The organism is Pontibacter silvestris (genome assembly GCF_020907275.1).
In the GTDB taxonomy this organism is placed as follows: Bacteria; Bacteroidota; Bacteroidia; order Cytophagales; family Hymenobacteraceae; genus Pontibacter; species Pontibacter silvestris.
Genome location: NZ_JAJJWI010000003.1, coordinates 1 through 17840 on the forward strand (window position 1 = coordinate 1; position 17840 = coordinate 17840).

General features: G+C 41.2%; 13 protein-coding genes. 7 read left to right on the forward strand and 6 right to left on the reverse strand.

The genetic code is table 11. The features are described 5' to 3' along the window. The coding region (locus tag LN995_RS03225; protein WP_229958321.1) for a hypothetical protein at positions 1-249 on the forward strand (249 nt) is incomplete at its 5' end. A gap of 86 nt (positions 250-335) precedes the next feature. After that, on the forward strand, positions 336-1250 hold the full coding sequence (locus LN995_RS03230) for a bestrophin family protein (RefSeq protein WP_262910398.1): 915 nt from the start codon (positions 336-338) through the stop codon (positions 1248-1250). A 105-nt stretch (positions 1251-1355) separates the two neighbouring features. Here the strand turns inward: LN995_RS03230 and LN995_RS03235 are convergent, their stop codons facing one another. Then, complete coding sequence (locus LN995_RS03235) at positions 1356-2519, reverse strand: MFS transporter (protein ID WP_229958325.1); 1164 nt, start codon at positions 2517-2519, stop codon at positions 1356-1358. Between the two features lie 355 nt (positions 2520-2874). On the opposite strand from LN995_RS03235, the gene LN995_RS03240 reads away from it, so the two are divergent. Then, on the forward strand, positions 2875-4473 hold the full coding sequence (locus LN995_RS03240; RefSeq protein WP_229958327.1) for a M28 family peptidase: 1599 nt from the start codon (positions 2875-2877) through the stop codon (positions 4471-4473). A 188-nt stretch (positions 4474-4661) separates the two neighbouring features. Further along, on the forward strand, positions 4662-5075 hold the full coding sequence (locus LN995_RS03245; protein WP_229958329.1) for a helix-turn-helix domain-containing protein: 414 nt from the start codon (positions 4662-4664) through the stop codon (positions 5073-5075). A gap of 55 nt (positions 5076-5130) precedes the next feature. Here the strand turns inward: LN995_RS03245 and LN995_RS03250 are convergent, their stop codons facing one another. Together LN995_RS03250 and LN995_RS03255 are read right to left on the reverse strand one after the other, a co-directional pair. Next, positions 5131-5628, reverse strand: coding sequence for an META domain-containing protein (locus tag LN995_RS03250; RefSeq protein ID WP_229958331.1), 498 nt, complete (start codon positions 5626-5628; stop codon positions 5131-5133). 138 nt (positions 5629-5766) lie between these two features. Beyond that, a complete protein-coding gene (locus LN995_RS03255; RefSeq protein WP_229958333.1) occupies positions 5767-6738 on the reverse strand; it encodes a hypothetical protein in 972 nt (323 codons plus the stop codon). A 352-nt stretch (positions 6739-7090) separates the two neighbouring features. On the opposite strand from LN995_RS03255, the gene LN995_RS03260 reads away from it, so the two are divergent. Further along, positions 7091-8695, forward strand: coding sequence for a catalase (locus LN995_RS03260; RefSeq protein WP_229958779.1), 1605 nt, complete (start codon positions 7091-7093; stop codon positions 8693-8695). 906 nt (positions 8696-9601) lie between these two features. Then, positions 9602-10999 (forward strand): serine hydrolase domain-containing protein, encoded by a 1398-nt coding sequence (locus LN995_RS03265; protein ID WP_229958334.1) that lies wholly within the window; start codon positions 9602-9604, stop codon positions 10997-10999. Between the two features lie 57 nt (positions 11000-11056). Here the strand turns inward: LN995_RS03265 and LN995_RS03270 are convergent, their stop codons facing one another. The 3 genes from LN995_RS03270 to LN995_RS03280 all read right to left on the reverse strand — a co-directional run bounded on the left by LN995_RS03270 (position 11057) and on the right by LN995_RS03280 (position 16366). Continuing rightward, positions 11057-11743, reverse strand: coding sequence for a class I SAM-dependent methyltransferase (locus tag LN995_RS03270; protein WP_229958335.1), 687 nt, complete (start codon positions 11741-11743; stop codon positions 11057-11059). 217 nt (positions 11744-11960) lie between these two features. Then, positions 11961-13310 (reverse strand): amidohydrolase family protein, encoded by a 1350-nt coding sequence (locus LN995_RS03275; RefSeq protein ID WP_229958336.1) that lies wholly within the window; start codon positions 13308-13310, stop codon positions 11961-11963. 17 nt (positions 13311-13327) lie between these two features. Further along, the gene (locus LN995_RS03280) at positions 13328-16366 is read right to left on the reverse strand and encodes an amidohydrolase family protein (protein ID WP_229958337.1); all 3039 of its coding nucleotides are present in this window, start codon (positions 16364-16366) and stop codon (positions 13328-13330) included. A gap of 291 nt (positions 16367-16657) precedes the next feature. Between LN995_RS03280 and LN995_RS03285 the strand changes: the two genes are divergently transcribed. Then, the gene (locus LN995_RS03285) at positions 16658-17788 is read left to right on the forward strand and encodes a BamA/TamA family outer membrane protein (protein WP_229958338.1); all 1131 of its coding nucleotides are present in this window, start codon (positions 16658-16660) and stop codon (positions 17786-17788) included. The last annotated feature ends 52 nt before the right edge of the window (positions 17789-17840 follow it).

Consider the following 17840-nt stretch of genomic DNA (forward strand, 5'->3'; position numbering starts at 1 on the left):
TATCATTACTCTTATAGAAGTACCAAATTATGTAATAAAACATACGCTGCCACATTACTCAATCTTAAATCCAAACACCGAAAAAAAAGCTGTTTTAATATCATTTTAATAACACTAAAGTATCTTCAAGCTGGTGACATAATATTAACTATTGTAAATAGCTCTAATAACCAATATGATGATAAAGGCCCTGAAAGTAAAGCTTTATGCAGCAAGCATTTAACAGTATTTATAAGCTACCGTAGTTAGCGAAAAACACTTAGCCATTATCGGTTCTTTATGTGAGATAATATTTATAAAACCACTATTTATCAACCTGATAGCATACACAAACAATGTTAATAGAAACTTCAATACCTTTTAGATATATCTTCAGAAAAATCAAACTGGACTTAATCAGAGTACTAATATTCTCTATTACATTCCACATCATCCTGATCTTTTTTTCAAGCTATTTGCCCCAGATACCATTTCAGTTACCTACAGTTCTGGGTACATCTATATCATTATTACTTGCTTTCAATGTAAACCAGGCTTATGACCGCTGGTGGGAAGCCAGAAAAGTGTGGGGTGCTATTGTAAACGATTCACGCTCACTTATTATACAACTGAAAGGATTTATAAATAATGAGCATGATCTGCAGGGAAATTCGGCTTCTATTTTACAAAGAATGGCACATAGGCAAATAGCCTGGTGCTACTGCCTGGGCCAATCGCTTAGAGGCAACAACCCTATTACAGCTGATGTCGAAAACAACCTTAGCCCTGAAAATGTCGACTTTATAAGAACACAAAATAACAAGCCATTTGCACTCTTAATGTTGCAAATGGACGACCTTAAGGAGCTTTATGAGACAGAAGCAATAAACTCCTTTCAGCAGGTACAAATTAACAGCACCATTACACGCCTCTGCGACTCTATGGGGAAGGTAGAAAGGATTAACAGCACGGTATTTCCGGTCACATATCGCATCTTTATTCACTTCTTCATTTATCTGTTCCTTATAATTTTGTCCCTGGCTTTAGTTGAAACAGTAGGCTGGTTTGAGATTCCTATCCTGACACTGATTGCCTCTACATTCTTCCTGATTGAAAAAACTGCCAAACATATGCAGGATCCATTCAAGAACAAACCAACTGATACAGCAGTAACAGCCATTGCCAGAACCATTGAAATAAATATTAAGCAGATCTTACATCGCCCTAATGTGCCCGAACCATTAGCCCCAGAAGGCTTTTATCTAATGTAAGCGCAAAGCAACACAATAAAGGTTTAGCATAATAGTTATATCATGCAAAGTAAAGGCTCTTATCTCTAACAGATAAGAGCCTTTACTTTGCAAAGCATTTTAACATTAAGACTCAAGTGACTTTGATTTAGAAGCTAGTATGGTAATGCAAAACCCCATGAAAGCAATAATAGTAAACGACACTCTCAGGCTAGTTGCACCTGCCACCAAACCAATAACCGGAGGGCCCAGTAGAAATCCTAAAAAGCTGATTGAGGAAACAGCAGCTAAAGCGGAGCCCGGAGACATAACTTTTGATTTTCCGGCTGCACTATATATTAAAGGCACCACCGACGATACACCTGCACCAACCAGTAAAAAGCCGGTAATAGCAGTAAACAGGTGTGGAAAAACAACAGAAATAAGTAAGCCTACGGCTATCAACACGCCACTTAACTGTAAGATACTTTTCAGACCAAAGCGGCTCGTAAACCAGTCAGCTACAAAGCGGCCTGACGCCATGGTAAACATAAAAGCTGTGTAGCCGGCGCCAATTAAACTCTTATCCACCTGTAGCACATTTTTAAAGTACACGCCACTCCAGTCAAACATAGCGCCCTCACAAATCATAGCGCAGAAAGCAACCAAACCCAATAGCAGCAAAGATTTATCAGGTTTGGCAAAAATAGGCGTATCCTCGCCTGTACTTATATCTTCGCGCAACACATAACGCGATCCTATCAGCACACCTACTATGGTAATGCCCATTATCAGAAGAAAGTGCTGAGATGGCATTACCTCATTGCCAATCATCATGGTTCCGATAGCAGCACCTATAAAACCGGCAAGGCTCCATAAGCCATGAAAGGAAGCCATGATAGACTTGCTATATAATGTCTCTACCCCTACTGCTTGAGTATTAACTGAAATATTTACCATATTACCAGCAAGCCCAAAAACAAATAAGCAAGCCATTAGCTGTAAAGTGTTTTGCGAGAAGCCTATAGTTACCAGTGTAACAGCATACACAAGCAGAGCAGATATAACTACTTTACGGCTTCCGACTTTAGCTATTAACCATCCGGCAATAGGTAGCGACACCATTAAGCCCACCGGAAGAGAAAAGAGTACTCCTCCCAACTCAGCCTCTGATAAGCCAAGCTTTTGTTGAACAGTAGGTATACGCGAGCCCCAGCTGGCAAAGGACAAGCCTTGCAGAAAGAAGAAGCTACCAACGGCTAAGCGGTGAACTCCCTTAGGTATATTTGTATCTAAAGCACGTGTTAGCATGGCCAGAATGTTTATTCTTTGGAAAAACTGAATATGTCATCTTTCTTTAGAAAAGAATGAAAACGCAAATATCGTATAAAAAGATCAGAGCAGTTAAATAGAATGCAAGTTTACCTTACAACTACGAAACTACTGATAGTTAGCAACCATATATAGTTATATTTACAAGCTTTTATTATAAATCTTTAAAGGACGAATAACTATTCAAAGTTGTTTACTCAGAGATGCCATTGTTTGGCTTCATGCATCTAAATTTCCTGTGCTGTGGTGATAATGATTATCTTTAGAGGCTAAACTACACTACCAGTTATTCATGATATCAAACAGAATAATATTAACCAGCTTATACTGTCTTTTGTTTTCAGCGAGTGCTTTCTCTCAATCGCTGGATGTCAGCAAAGAAGTCGCTAAATCCTTGAAGAAAGTAAAACCAAAAGATATCAAAGGTCATATTGAGTACCTGGCAGATGACCGGCTGTTAGGCCGTATGCCTGGTACTGAAGGCTATAAAATGGCTGCAGATTATGTAATTGATAAATTTAAGTCAATGGGTATAGAGCCAGCTGGTGAAAACGGCAGCTATCTGCAAGATGTAACAATTCGTAAAGCAGTAACCGGAAACGATGCAACGTTCATCAGCAGAGACAGCTTGGGCAATAAGTCAGAACTAATACATGGAAAAGACTTCGTCATTTTCCCTAATGCTGTTGAAAAGCAAACTACTTTAGAAGCTCCGCTGGTATTTGCTGGTTTTGGCATTAGTGCTCCGGAAATAGGTTATGATGATTACGCAGGAATAGATGCTACAGGAAAAGTGGTTGTTGTTATGCGGGGAGCACCGGATAGCTTTACCTCCACAGTAGCTGCCTCCAGCATGGATATAGGTAACATTCTACAAACAGCTGCAAACCATGGAGCCGTGGGCGTTGTAATGGCTTTCACCAACCCTACGGCAGGTGTTCCAAACATCAGCAGAGGGGTTAACAGCGTTCTGGGGCCTGACGGAGGAATTGCCGTTTCGCGGTATTATGTTTCCGACGATGTGAAACTTTTCTCCTTTATCAGCGGCGAGACGCTTACCAACTTTTTGGCAAAAGCTGGCCTGGACTTTAACACTTCGCTAACATCTCTAAAAAATGCCACTCCGGTATCTGCCCCTCTAAACACAACTATCCGTGCAAGCTACAGTTCTTCTCATGAAGACATTAACAGCTATAACGTCATTGGAAAAATAACCGGTTCAGACCCGCTCCTGAAAAATGAGTTTGTAATACACAGTGCACACCTGGACCACGTAGGCATAGGCGCACCAGTTAACGGAGACTCTATTTACAATGGCGCGCACGACAATGCCTCTGGTGTAGCCAGTCTGTTGGAGATTGCCAGAATATATTCCAGAATAGATGCAAAGCCGAAGCGCACAGTACTAATAGCGATGGTGACAGGAGAAGAAATGGGCCTTTTAGGCTCCTCTTACTTTGCAAAATATCCTACAGTTCCTAAGCAAAACATAGTTGCTAACATCAATACAGACATGCCAACTATTATTGCGCCGCTACTTTCAGTGGTAGCCCTGGGTGCAGAACATTCCACCCTCGATAAGCCAGTAGCCAACGCTGCCAGTTACCTGGGCCTAGACGTAGAGGAAGATCCGGAACCTGAACAAAACCGCTTTGTACGAAGTGACCAGTACAGCTTTGTATCGCAGGGCATTCCTGCTTTACACATTAAATATGGTAACAAAACACCTGACGGAAAAAATAACCTGAATGAGCAGGTACAGGTGTGGCGCGAGAAGTATTACCATAAGCCACAGGATAGCATTGACGGCACTTTTGATTTTGATGCCGGTAAAACCTATGTGCAGCTCAACTTCCTGATTGGATACCAAGTGGCACAGAACCCGGAGAGACCTAGCTGGAACCCAGGAGATTTTTTTGAAACAGCACGATAGTATAACTTTTCTCTTAAAAAGCCCTAATGTTCTGCCCTTTAACTAAGGCTTAATGTCAGGGCTTTTTCACACAAGCAGATCCTCAAAAACGTGTAAAAAAATAAACATACACACTTCATACATAGTTATTACCTATCTTTGTATACTTGCAGTTATATTACACAAGCACAAAGGAGGTATTCAACAAAATGAAGAATAATACACATAAAGGAGAAGTTATACGGGAAGCCATAAAATCAAGTGGGGTGGCCATAGGCGTTGTAGCCGAAAAGCTAGGCGTTAGCCGCAAAACACTTTATAATAAGTTTAAGGAGGCCAATATACCCTATAGTTTTATTCTTCGCCTGGGTGAAGTTATTCATTATGATTTTTCACAAGACTTCCCGAATCTGAGTAAGAATGTAAAGAAAGATGTAAACCCTCAGGCACAAAACACTACCGGAAATCTTCTTTTACCTTTTGACGGCGGCACAACACCCCAGAAAGAAAATAACCCTAACGCTTTAAAAGAGAGCGAATCTGAGCTTGTTACCCTGCAGCGCAAGTACATCACGCTTCTGGAAAAGTTTAATGAGCTTCTTCTAAAGACAGCAGAAAAATAAGCACCTGCTTTAAGCTATTCTTTTACCCATAAATTGACCCACCTTGGCTTATAGCTTAGTGCACTTCATCGTTTACCTCATTATCAATGCTGCGAAATGTTCCTGTCATAAAGGTTGCTACGGCTTCATCGCCCTGATAAAGTGTAAGCACGTTATCTGATATCCTGTAAGCATCTACCCGCTTCAGTATATCCATCAGCTTATTTTCCTGGTTCATGTTGGTGCACATCATTCTGGTGGAGCTAAGACCCGTCATTCGCAGCATCTGAAGAGACTCATCAGTTGGCGACACTGCTTCACTATATTCATACTTACCTGAGAGTCTGTTGCATCCGGTGTAGCCTTTTACTTCGTCGTCTCTTTCTTCAAATCGAATATAAGCCGTTCGAGTGTCAACAGTTTCAGGAATATTCTGTCCCTCCAATGACCGCAACATCCAATAGGAATCAACTAAAGTATTCACCTCTGCAGAGGTATTCTTGTTCTTGATGGTACACGAGAAAACAGAAAGCAACAATAAACCTAAAAGTGCTATTTGGTTGATATTTTTCATTTGATCTTTTACATGATTATTTGTGCTGATATGTACGCAACAGCATGTTATCTGGTATAAAAAACATTACAGCGTGTAAATAAGGAAAGCCCATGATGTTTAGTCATGGGCTTTCCTTATTTTTTTATAAAGGATTTACTATCCTCTGTATTCACCTCTTTTATAGTTACTTAATGGTGAATCAGAAGAATAGTCTGGGCCTGATCTACGGTTAGTGCTATTGCTGCGGCTAGGATAGTTGTCATCAGTATTATCAAACAAGTTTTCATCTCTATCCTGGCCATGATCGGCTAAGTAAGCTCTGTTAGAACTGTACATGCCTGTAGCATAGTTGTCTCCCCTGTTGCGACCACGGTCGTTTTGCTGGTAATTCTGATCTATACGGCTGGTGCCTCGGTTTCCAAAGCTGTCATTCGGATCGTAGTTATTCTGACTGCGGCTACGCTTATGCTCTCCGCGGTCATCATGCATATTTACTTCACCGTGGTTATAGCTAAAGTTACTTTCATCACGTCCAAAATCGCTGTATCTTCTACCCTGGCCACCAGTGTTATAGCTGTTATCCTGGTGCCTGTAACGATATCTGTCATCATCACCGGAGTTATCAGTTAAATTACGTCTGTCTGAACCATTGCCATTCTGGCCCCAACCAGTACCTCTGCTTTGCTCATACCCACCACGGTTGCGTTGGTTGCCCATGTAAGGGTTTGGATCTCCATACCGGTAGCGCTCGTTAAGGTCGCTGCCTCTGCCACTTCCGTAAGAAGAAGACCTGGAACCAAAGTTATAATTATCGCGGTCACGATCACCCTCATTTCTATGAGAACGGTTTCTGTCGTTACCATTTCGTTCATCAAAGTTACCACGGTAGCTGCTTGCACCATAGCCGCCTACCGGGCCAGAGGTGTTATTTCCAAAGTCAGCTCTTTCTGAGCTTGTTACGTTTCTGTATTCATGGTTTGTGTCTGGCATACCGTAGTAATTACCACGTCCGCTATAACGACTTGAGTAAGTAGACAGGTTTCTGGTGCTGTTGTTATCATCATTCTCATTATTGTCGTTATATCTATTGCGGTTTCTGTTTTCGAAGAATCTATCGTCTCTTTCCATAGTTAAAGATGTTTTTTATGTTCATAACTTTACCTTTTAACGATGCTTAGCTTTGAGTGTTAGGCTAAATTCTAAAATATATATACATAGTAGTCATTAGACCTGCACCTAACCTGTTTTCTGCACTATACCGTAAACCATTCTAGGGATAATCTAAGCAGCAGCATACTCAGTTCTTTTGTAAACACCTATATATTTATGATTTAAGATATAGGTGATATCTATAGATCATAGAAACAATCTATAACCATTTAGGCTTATTATGCAGTAAAACTATAAAGCCACTATATCCTTACTAACAATAACGAAGTTCATCATGATAGAAAACGAAAAAAATGGGCAGCAGTCATCAATGAATGGCAACGGTTCAAAAAAAGAAGGTGATAATACCCTTACGACACGCCAGGGCCATCCCGTACGAGACAACCAGAACATACGGACAGTGGGTAACCGTGGGCCTGCCACCATGGAGAATTACCACTTCATAGAAAAAATATCCCACTTTGACCGCGAACGCGTTCCGGAACGCGTGGTACATGCTAGAGGAGCCGGTGCTCATGGAGTTTTTGAAGCTTATGGTAAAGTTGGTGATGAGCCTATTGCCAAATATACCCGAGCAAAGTTGTTCCAGGAAAAAGGAAAACAGACACCTGTGTTTGTGCGCTTTTCTACAGTAGGCCATCCGTCTGGCTCACCAGAAACACTCCGTGACCCACGTGGTTTCGCAGTTAAGTTTTACACTGAAGATGGTAACTGGGATTTAGTAGGTAACAACCTGAAAATATTCTTTATCAGGGATGCTATGAAATTCCCTGACTTAATCCACTCCCAGAAGCCAGACCCGATCACCAATATACAAAGTGCTGAAAGAATATTTGACTTCTTTTCGGGCACTCCGGAGGCAACACACATGGTAACGTTCCTGTATTCACCTTGGGGCATTCCGGCAAACTACCGCCAGATGCAAGGTTCCGGGGTAAACACTTACAAGTGGGTGAACGCAGATGATGAAGCCGTATTAGTAAAATACCATTGGGAGCCAAAGCAGGGAATTCGTAACCTGACAACGAAGGAGGCACAAGAAGTACAGAGCAAAAACTTTAACCACGCTACACAAGATCTGTATGAAGCTATAGAGCGGGGAGATTATCCTGAGTGGGAGCTGAACGTGCAGATCATCAGCGATGATGAACACCCTGAGTTAGATTTTGACCCACTGGATGATACTAAAATCTGGCCAAAAGAACAGTTCCCTTGGTATCCGGTTGGTAAAATGACCCTAAATAAAAACCCTGAAGATTACTTTAACGAAGTAGAACTTGCTGCTTTTGGAACAGGCGTACTGGTAGACGGACTTGAGTTTTCAGACGACAAAATGCTGCAAGGTCGTACTTTCTCTTACTCAGATACACAGCGTTACCGAGTGGGAGCCAATTACCTGCAGTTACCGATCAATGCACCGAAGAAACAGGTCTATACTAACCAACGTGGCGGCGCAATGTCTTTTGGAACAGATTTCGCTCCAGGCCAGAATAAACACGTAAACTATGAACCTTCGGTTTTAGGCGGTTTAAAAGAAGCACCGAAACGGGAAAAAGAATATGCACCCCGTTACGATGCTAAACTGGTAAAGCAACCTATAGACAGGACTAACCCATTTAAGCAAGCAGGTGAAACTTATCGTGGCTTTGAAGATTGGGAGCGCGACGAGTTGATTTCCAACTTATCTAACGATCTGGCATCTTGCGATAAACGCATTCAGGACAAGATGGTGGAATATTTCACTCAAGCCGATGAAGATTATGGACGCAGAGTAGCGGAAGGAATAAAGATGGCAAGTGAAAAAATGATGAAAATGAAACAGGAAGCCGGTACAGACGGACCTTTGGGTAACACTTCCGGTGAAGAAGCCGTGAAAGAAGCTCAGGACAAATCACATCCTGGTAAACCGTACTAATTAGAGCTTTAGTAAAGTATACATAAAAAAGCCGACCGGCAATATTGCCGGTCGGCTTTTTTATGTGTTTCTACCATTAATACTGGGCTTTGTTATATCTCTAAGTGCTGTCTGCTTGTATCTTTTACAGCTAAAAGCTCGTCGATTAGTTTAAACTGTTCATCTATTTTTCTTAAACGTATTGCAACAATTGCATATATTGGCAGCATTATTTTTTGCCTTCCAATCTATGAAGAAACTTACCGCCGCACTGGGCATAGTAGCACTACTTTCAGTGGCTCCAGTTGCCGAAGCCTGCAAAGGACCTGAACTATCATTTAATTAGAGCTTCAAAGCCTCTTCATCAGCGAAGAGGCTTTTTTTACGTCTTATGTGATGCATGGCAATAAATTTTAAATCTTCCAGCAAGGCACCGATAATGTTTAAGTCCTATAATTTCTCATCATATCTGCTTTACAGCCCTCTTCTATAAGAAAGCCACACTTAATTAATTATACACCAACAATTTACCTTTCTTAACACCAACAAAATCCTACCAAAAAAGCGAAATTTTAAAAGCCCTACTTTTAAAATAGATATTAAATATTATAGAAATAATTATAAAAATTTTTAATAAAAACAAACTTTATCATGCAATAATAATCCTATAATAAAGCAATAAACAGCCTATATTATTAAATAAATACAATTAATTTAAAATTTTTATTTTGTTTAATATTTAAAAATAGTATTAATTAGCATCCAAATATGTAGAAGTAATTACTACAGATACTGTTGTTGCGCATCTCTCTCTTATTCTATGAAAAACATGCCATTCTAAAGAGGATACATTCTTTTTAATGGTGCCCAGCTTTGTCATTATTATACTCTTTGTTTATGATAGGTGCAGGAAAGCTTTGTATAGCTTTGCTTCTGTTTTTCTTACTGGGATGCCAAGCCGACGGCGAGGCACTCGTAAACCCCCAAGCTTCTTTAGAAGAAGGTTTAGTTTCATTCAGCTTTCTGAAAGCGGATAACAAAGACCTATCTGCAGATATTTCTGCGGCTATTTCTGACAGCAGGATAATAGCAACAATTCCTCCAGACATATCTAAAGAGAGACTAGTGGCCTCTTTTAAGACCAGATCTGAAAATTCAAAGGTTTATATTGGCAGTACAGAGCAAATCAGCCGTTTTACTACTAACAACTGCTCTTACGATATTGTCTATAAAGTCATTTCAGAAGATGGACAAGCAATAAGTTATCGATTAGAGCTAAACTCAGCTTTTGTAGAAATGGATGAGGCATTGAGTACTATCATGCAGCGCTATAACATCCCTGCCTTATCAGTGGCCATCACTAAAAACGATAAACTTGTTTTTTCTAAAGCTTATGGATACGCCAATAAGAGAACAGGTGAGTTAGCCAGCAACAAAAGCCTATTTAGAATAGCCAGCCTTTCGAAACCTGTTACAAGTATCGCTATTTTAAAACTAGTACAAGATCGCAAAATATCTTTATCAGATAATGTGTTCGGACCGGATGGCATCCTGCAAAACGAATATCCGGCTCCGCCTGCTGATTCAAAAATCGATTTAATAACTGTAGCAGACCTTATAGCTCATAAGTCAGGGTGGACTAACACTCCCGATGACCCCATGTTTGGCAGCTATTCCTTAACGGCACAGCAAATTATAACAAATCAGGTACTCCATCGGGCTTTAGAATATGTACCTGGCTCCACGTATTATTATTCTAACCTGGGATACTGCATACTTGGAAGGATCATAGAAAAAGTATCCGGTAAAACTTATGCCGGATTCGTAAAAGAAGATATCTTACTACCTGCCGGTATTTATGATATGCAAATTGCAGGAGACACGGAGCAACAACAGGCACTAAATGAAGTAAAATATTACCAAAAGGAGTATTCGCCTTACTCTTATAACATGGCTCGCATGGACTCACATGGCGGCTGGATAGCCACAGCCACTGACATGGCACGTTTTATAACTTTAATTGACAGAAACAGCAGCAAACCTGACCTTATTGCCAGTGGCTTGTTTGAAAACACTTATTTTGAATATGGCACCTGGAGCCACTATGGCTCTTTGCCTGGTACTACGGCTATTATAACCCGTCTTAATGATGAATTTAATTTTATAGTTCTGGCAAACACCAGAGACAACAACTCTCCCTACCTTATTGCAGACGAACTCAACAATACAATTAAAGCAAAAATACTTTTAAAGGAAGAATGGCCAGAAACTGAGCTATTCGAAAATGTGCTGATAGCAGAATCTCATAACATGATAACCCCTTAAAAAGCAAGCACTGAAACAGAAATATACTGTTTCAGTGCTTGCTTTTTAAGGTAATAGCTAATAACTTAATAGTCCTTTACTTCCTCCAAAAACGACAAAATTAAGGTTCTTATAGATGCAATCTACATCTGTAAAACCTGCGTCTTCAAGTATTTGAAGCTGACTTTCCAGCGTTGCGAATTTATCAAGTTTTACCCGTTCAAAAGCTTTTTGTATAGCATCCTCCTCTAAACCAGACACGAGTACTGTTTCTCTCCAGTTGGTTCTATAGTAATGGTCAAAGCCAAGTGTTCTACCCAGTACCTGATCTGCATTAATAAATACCCCACCTGGGTTTAAAGCCTCGTAAACTGCATAGTAAAGCTGTTCTTTCTCTTTATCTTCAAGATGATGAATAGCCAGCGCAGATATAATAATATCATACTTCCCGGGTAAATTGCTGGCGGAAAAGTCAAGTTCCTCATACTGAAAGTTATCCAGGCCATTGAATCGCTCTTTTGCTACACGCAGCATTTCAGGAGAAAGGTCTACTAGCGTATAATGCAGGTTTGGATTGATCTGGTAAATAAAGTATGAAAACAAACCTGTTCCTGCTCCTATATCCAGTAAGCGTTTGGCGCCTGACAGTTTTCTGACTAAAGGATAGCAGGCTGTGTAAAAATCCTGGTAGCAGGGAATAAGGTATTGGCGCTGGCTATCGTACTTCTTAGAAACTTCATCAAATTGCTTTTTTACATTTTCCATTTTAAAACTGTAGCTAAACAAATAACAAAAGGTTTATACAGTCAAACAAGTAGCTAAGAATCAGTTTTAGCTACAACCGATATTATGTTGTTTTTACAATTTCTAACCGGCATTTCTCATAAATAACAAGTCTGTTCATTAAATCAAGACAGCACAAAAACAAAGGGAGCTGCCGGAAATCCGGCAGCTCCCTTGAAGTTTACAGCAAATGTAAATACTAGTTTTTCATGGTAGTTGGAGCCGCTTGTACATCAGCCTCTTTCTGCTTCTTGTACTTGTTGTCAAACTTCTCGTATAAGTATTTTTGCTTGTTATTCAGGTCGATCTGGCGGCCTTGTATAAAAGCAAGCGTTACATTGTTTGTACGCATGTCCAGCAGGTCACCAGAAGAAACAACAACAGTAGCATCTTTACCAACCTCTACAGAACCTAACTGCTTATCAACACCCAAAATTTTTGCTGCGTTTAATGATACAGAAGCCAATGCCTGCTCTTTATCCAAGCCATAAGCAGCGGCAGTACCTGCAATAAAAGGCAGATTACGAATACCGTGTATGCTCAGGTCATAGTCTAACGCAAAGGTTAATCCAGCTTTATGTAGCAAATAAGGCGTTTTGTAAGGCGCATCAACGTCTTCCTCGTCACGGGTAGGCAGAGCATGTACGCCAGAATAGATAACCGGAATATTGTTCACCTTCAGAAAGTCAGCAACAGCCAGTGCATCACCGCCGCCGACAATCACGACATTCTTCACACCATACTCTTTCGCAAAGTTTATACTCTCAATAATTTCTTTGCCATAGTTAGCATGAATGTACAACTTCTTAGAACCATCAAAAAGACCAGTTAGAGCAGCCAACTTTAGGTTTTCTTTGTCATGCTTGCTGCTATTATAAACTGCAGCATCACGCATCAACAACGACAGTTCATCTAAAGTCTTTTTGCGGGCTTCTTTCATTCTGGATAAGCTGGCATCTGGACTTTCGCTGCCAGTTTCGATGAGCATATTCGGCCAGTTCAGGTGTATACCTTCATCAGCTTTCACAACAGCATCTTCCCAGTTCCAGGCATCTAACTGTACGATAGAGGAAGTCCCCGAAATAGTACCACCAACTGGAGTTACCTGTGTCATTAGAACACCATTTGCCCGTATAGTCGGTATTATGTCTGAGTCAGTATTAAAAGCTACTACAGAGCGAACATTAGGATTAAATTCTCCGACTTCACGCACATCTATGGTGGCTCGTACACTATTGATTTCTGTTAGTCCAAGTGTAGAGTTTGAATGAATTAGGCCAGGATAAATATGCTGCCCGGTTACGTCTACCACCTCGTACTCAGCTAAACTAGCGGCACCATTTTGTGGACCAGCATACGTAATCTTACCATTATCAAAACCTACTGCGGCATTCTCTACCACTGTACCATTACCGATATGCAGCGTAGCTCCCTTCAGCAGTATAGGTTTGCTTTGTTTCTGAGCCGGAGCAGGTACCTGCGCAAACACAGGCACGCTTAACATTAAAGCTACAAATGCAGATATATATTTTTTTGTTCTGTTCTTCATGATTCTGAAAGTGTTAATTAGTTAGCCAGATACTGTTCTTCAGCATTATATTCTGCTTCTACACAATGGTCTTCGCTTGCTCTTTTGCTTTCACGCTTACTTACAGCAGCCTGTGTTCTGGCACCATTTGCTTTAGCGCTAAGCATTTTCTGAGTAAGGCGCATACGCTCTTTTTCCATCTCGGTACGCATCTGCTCATCACGCTTTATGTCAAAATAGGCAATACCGTCGACAAAAGTCTTTTCTGCTTTGGCATATACCGAGAGCGGATGGTTATTCCAGAGTACTACATCTGCGTCTTTACCAGCTTTAATACTTCCCATACGGTTGTCGAGGTGCAGTAATTTGGCAGGATTAAGCGTTACCATTTTCAGTGCTTCTTCTTCGCTCATGCCGGTATATTTCACACTCTTGGCAGCTTCCTGGTTCAGGCGACGAGCCATTTCAGCGTCATCAGAGTTAATGGCAGTTACAATACCCACCTGGTTCATGATACCGGCATTGTATGGAATAGCATCTTTCACTTCCATTTTATAAGCCCACCAGTCTGAGAAGGTACCCGCGCCAATGTTACGCTCACGCATCTTGTCTGCTACTTTATAACCTTCCAGAATGTGTGTAAAGGTGTTAACTTTAAAACCCATTTGGTCAGCTACTTTCATCATCATATTAATCTCTGACTGCACGTAAGAGTGGCAAGTGATAAAGCGTTCCCCGTTAAGAATCTGAGCCAATGTCTCCAGTTCAAGATCACGGCGAGGAGCAGACGTTTTAGCTTTCTTCGCTTTAGACAAGCTATTGTAGCTCTTCCAAGCCTGATCGTATTCTTTGGCACGTGTGAAGGCATCTACATAAACCTGTTCCACTCCCATTCTGGATTGTGGGAAACGAATAGTTGCATTAGAACGGTTAGACTGCTTAACGTTTTCACCCAGAGCAAACTTAATGTATGGGTCTGCCCCTTCAATCAATAACTCATCCGGGCTCTTTCCCCAACGCAGTTTAATAATGGCAGACTGGCCGCCGATAGGGTTAGCTGAACCGTGCAACAATTGAGAAGCTGTAACACCTCCGGCCAACTGACGATAAATGTTGATGTCTTCAGAAGTAACAACATCAGCCATTCTTACCTCTGATGTTACAGACTGAGTAGCTTCGTTCCAGGCTTCAATTGCAATGTGAGAGTGCTCATCAATAATACCTGCAGTTACGTGCTTACCAGTACCATCTATAACTTTAGCCCCAGACTCGCTTAGCCCTTTTCCTACTTTGGCTATTTTACCATTTTTCAGAAGCACGTCTGCATTTTCTAGTATGCCTTCTTTCTCATTTGTCCAGACAGTGGCATTCTTGATTAATACTGTTTCCTGCTTAGGTAGCTCTGTCTGGCCGTAGGCAACAAAAGGATAAATCATCTGGCCAACATCTACTGTTTTAGCAGCTTTTGCAGCATCGTTTTTAGCTTGCTGGGTCATAGCCTCAGAAAAAACCGCATTCCATTTTACAGCAGAGGCATCCGGCAATTGTCCTTCGCCTTGTAAGTCTTTGCCTGAAAGCCAGCCACTCAAACGAATAGCCTCATTACTTTTCTTATCCTTGTTAAAAGAAAGCGTTACCAGATTACCATTGAAAGCAACTTTTCCTTTAACGGTATCCGCGCCTATCACCTGTAATTCTGGTTTACTTGCTGTACCAGAAATCAGAAGCTTTTTAGCTGGTTGCCGGCCAACTTTTAAGGTATAAACTCCTCTGTAATCGGTTGGCGCTTCGCTAACCTTATAACGATTACCCTGCACCCAGTTTTCCAAAATTATATTATCCTCTGCAAACAGATTATCTGTCGTGATCAGGAAGTTTGCCAAAGCACCTGCTTTAAGAGTACCTACTTTATCTTCAGCATACAGAAGTTTAGCAGGAGTAGCTGTTAACGCCTTTAGGGCTTCTTCTTCCGGTAGTCCGTACTGTATAGCTTTGCGTACATTAGGGAAAAAATCTTTTTTATCCTTCAGATCTGCTGCAGTAAAGGCAAAGGTAACACCAGCCTTTTGTAGCATAGCGGCATTTGCTGGCGCCATTTCCCAATGCTTCATATCCTGCATCGACACTCTACGTGCATCAAAAGGATCTTCTACATTATAAGCATTAGGGTAACTAACCGTAAGAATGAGTGGAGCATTTGTCGCCTTTACTTCTTTAAGCATCTGATACTCATCACCAGCACCCTTAATGATGTACTGCTTGCCGAATTCATCGCCTACTTTATCAGCCCGAAGTACATATAATTTGTTTTCTGCCTCAAATATCTGAGGATACTTATTAGTATTGTTGAAGGCTTCCAGCGATATGTTCTGCTCTTTGCCTGGGTTCTGGGCATTCCACTGTGCATCCAGGTAAGTCTGGCGCAGCAATGCTACCGCACCCATAGGAGAATTAGGATAGTCCTGCTTGGAGGAGCCTTTATCGAAAGACAACGCAGCAGCAGCTTTATCCATGATAACCACTTCGTTCTCGCGCTTATCAGCAAGTGTTACAAGGGCAGCTGTTCCACGGGCAATACCATCTTCATGCACTGCCAGCACTGCTCCAAAGCCCAGCTTGCGTAGTTCTTCAGCCTCCTTGCCATTTACAGTAAATAACTCACTTGCATTTGTTTCCGGGCGGATGGCCTGGTTCCAGTTATAGGCTCCTTTTTTCTCAGACTCCATTTGAGGAGGAGATCCCCAGCCGCGTTTTTCTATTTTAACTTCCGGCAAACCGTAGTCAGAGTACATATCCACCAAACCCGGATAAATATGCTTGCCTTTGGCATCAACCACCACAGCACCGGCAGGTACTTTTACTTTCGTACCTACAGCCTCAACCTGACCATTTCTGATTAGGAGCGTTGCATTGCTGACAGTGGTTTTGTAATCGGTGTGTATAGTAGCGTTGGTGAGAGCTACAAGCCCCGGGCGTTCATCATACACCCCATTACGCGGAAACGTCTCCTGCGCCACTACATTGCCTGCTACACCCAAGGCCAGGCAAGCTGCAATGGTTAAGAACCTCTTCTTCATTGATTCTGAATTAAGTTAGTAGATTAGTTTTAGGTTACCAAATATAGACATAACAGGTAAACTATTACAGCTTTACACTCAACAAATTGGCACTTAACTAATAATAACATCTTAATTTAGGATTCATCTTAACAAGCATGTATTGTTTAATAGATAGCTTAAAGTAAAAAATATGAAACTTTTAGATACTACAGCATGATCCAAAATAAATATTCACAGGACATAATACAATTTATCCTGTTATATACAGATACCGTAAGAATAATTTAGAGAAACTAAATCAAGAACTAAATGCATTCTTATAGATACTACTATTTACCTCTGTTACTGATTCTTACTACGCTGTCTGGTAAAGCACAAAGTATAGCAATATTAACTGATACGTCTTCCAATACTAAAACAATAAAAGGTGTTATTCCGGCTCCTGTGGTGTACTACACACCCAATACAGGCTTTGCCATAGGCGCCAACATACTGGGTTACCTTAAACTTAAAAGCAAGACAGATACTACCTATACCCGTTTATCCGTTGCCCGGCTGTTTGCTGACTACACATGGAACAAGCAGACATATCAGTGGCTATCCTGGAACATTTTTACCCGTGACGAAAAATTCTTGCTGAGAGGAGAGCTCAGGAACCGCATTTACCGCGACCGCTTTTACGGTATCGGAAATGTGTCACAAGACGAGGACGAAGAGATATTCTGGTACAATTATGTAAGTGCCCGAATAGCTGGTTTAAAAAGCCTTGGCCGGCACGTTTTCTTCGGTCCTGATTTCCAGATTGAAAATTACTACAATATTAAGCTTGACTCACTGGATGCACAAAGAGACAGCCAACTACGCGCAAACCAGATACCGGGTTATAAAGGGGGCATAAACAGCGGCCTTGGGGCTATATTCCTTATCGATGCACGGAATAATGTCGCTTTCCCTAGCAAAGGTTACTATTTAGAGCTCTCAGCTTACCATTTCGGGAGCACTTTTGGCGGAGACTTTGACTACAATAACTACAATTTTATCTTCAGCAGTTATTATGAATTAAAGCCTGACCACGTGCTGGGTACAAATACAGTTCTTAACCTGAATAGTGGGAATGTACCTGTCCAGCGCCTGGCTACTTCCGGTGGTGAACGCATACTCAGGAGTTACGCCCGTAATCGTTTCTTCGATGATCACTTTGCCGGCACACAGGCAGAATACCGTTTCCCGCTCTTCAGGAAGGTAGGCATGGTTGCCTTCGCAGGCGTTGGCGACGTTTTCGATAAACCTTCTGACATAAGCCTCTCAACGCTTAAATACTCCATTGGTACAGGGTTTCGCTACAGTGTATTGCCTCAGGAAAAGCTAAATAGCCGTCTCGATATTGGTTTAGGCCGTGAGGGTATTGCAGTGTTTGTTGGAATTGGAGAGGCTTTTTAAATAAATCATAATAATTATAAACACAAACTATAATATTATAACAATTATCGAT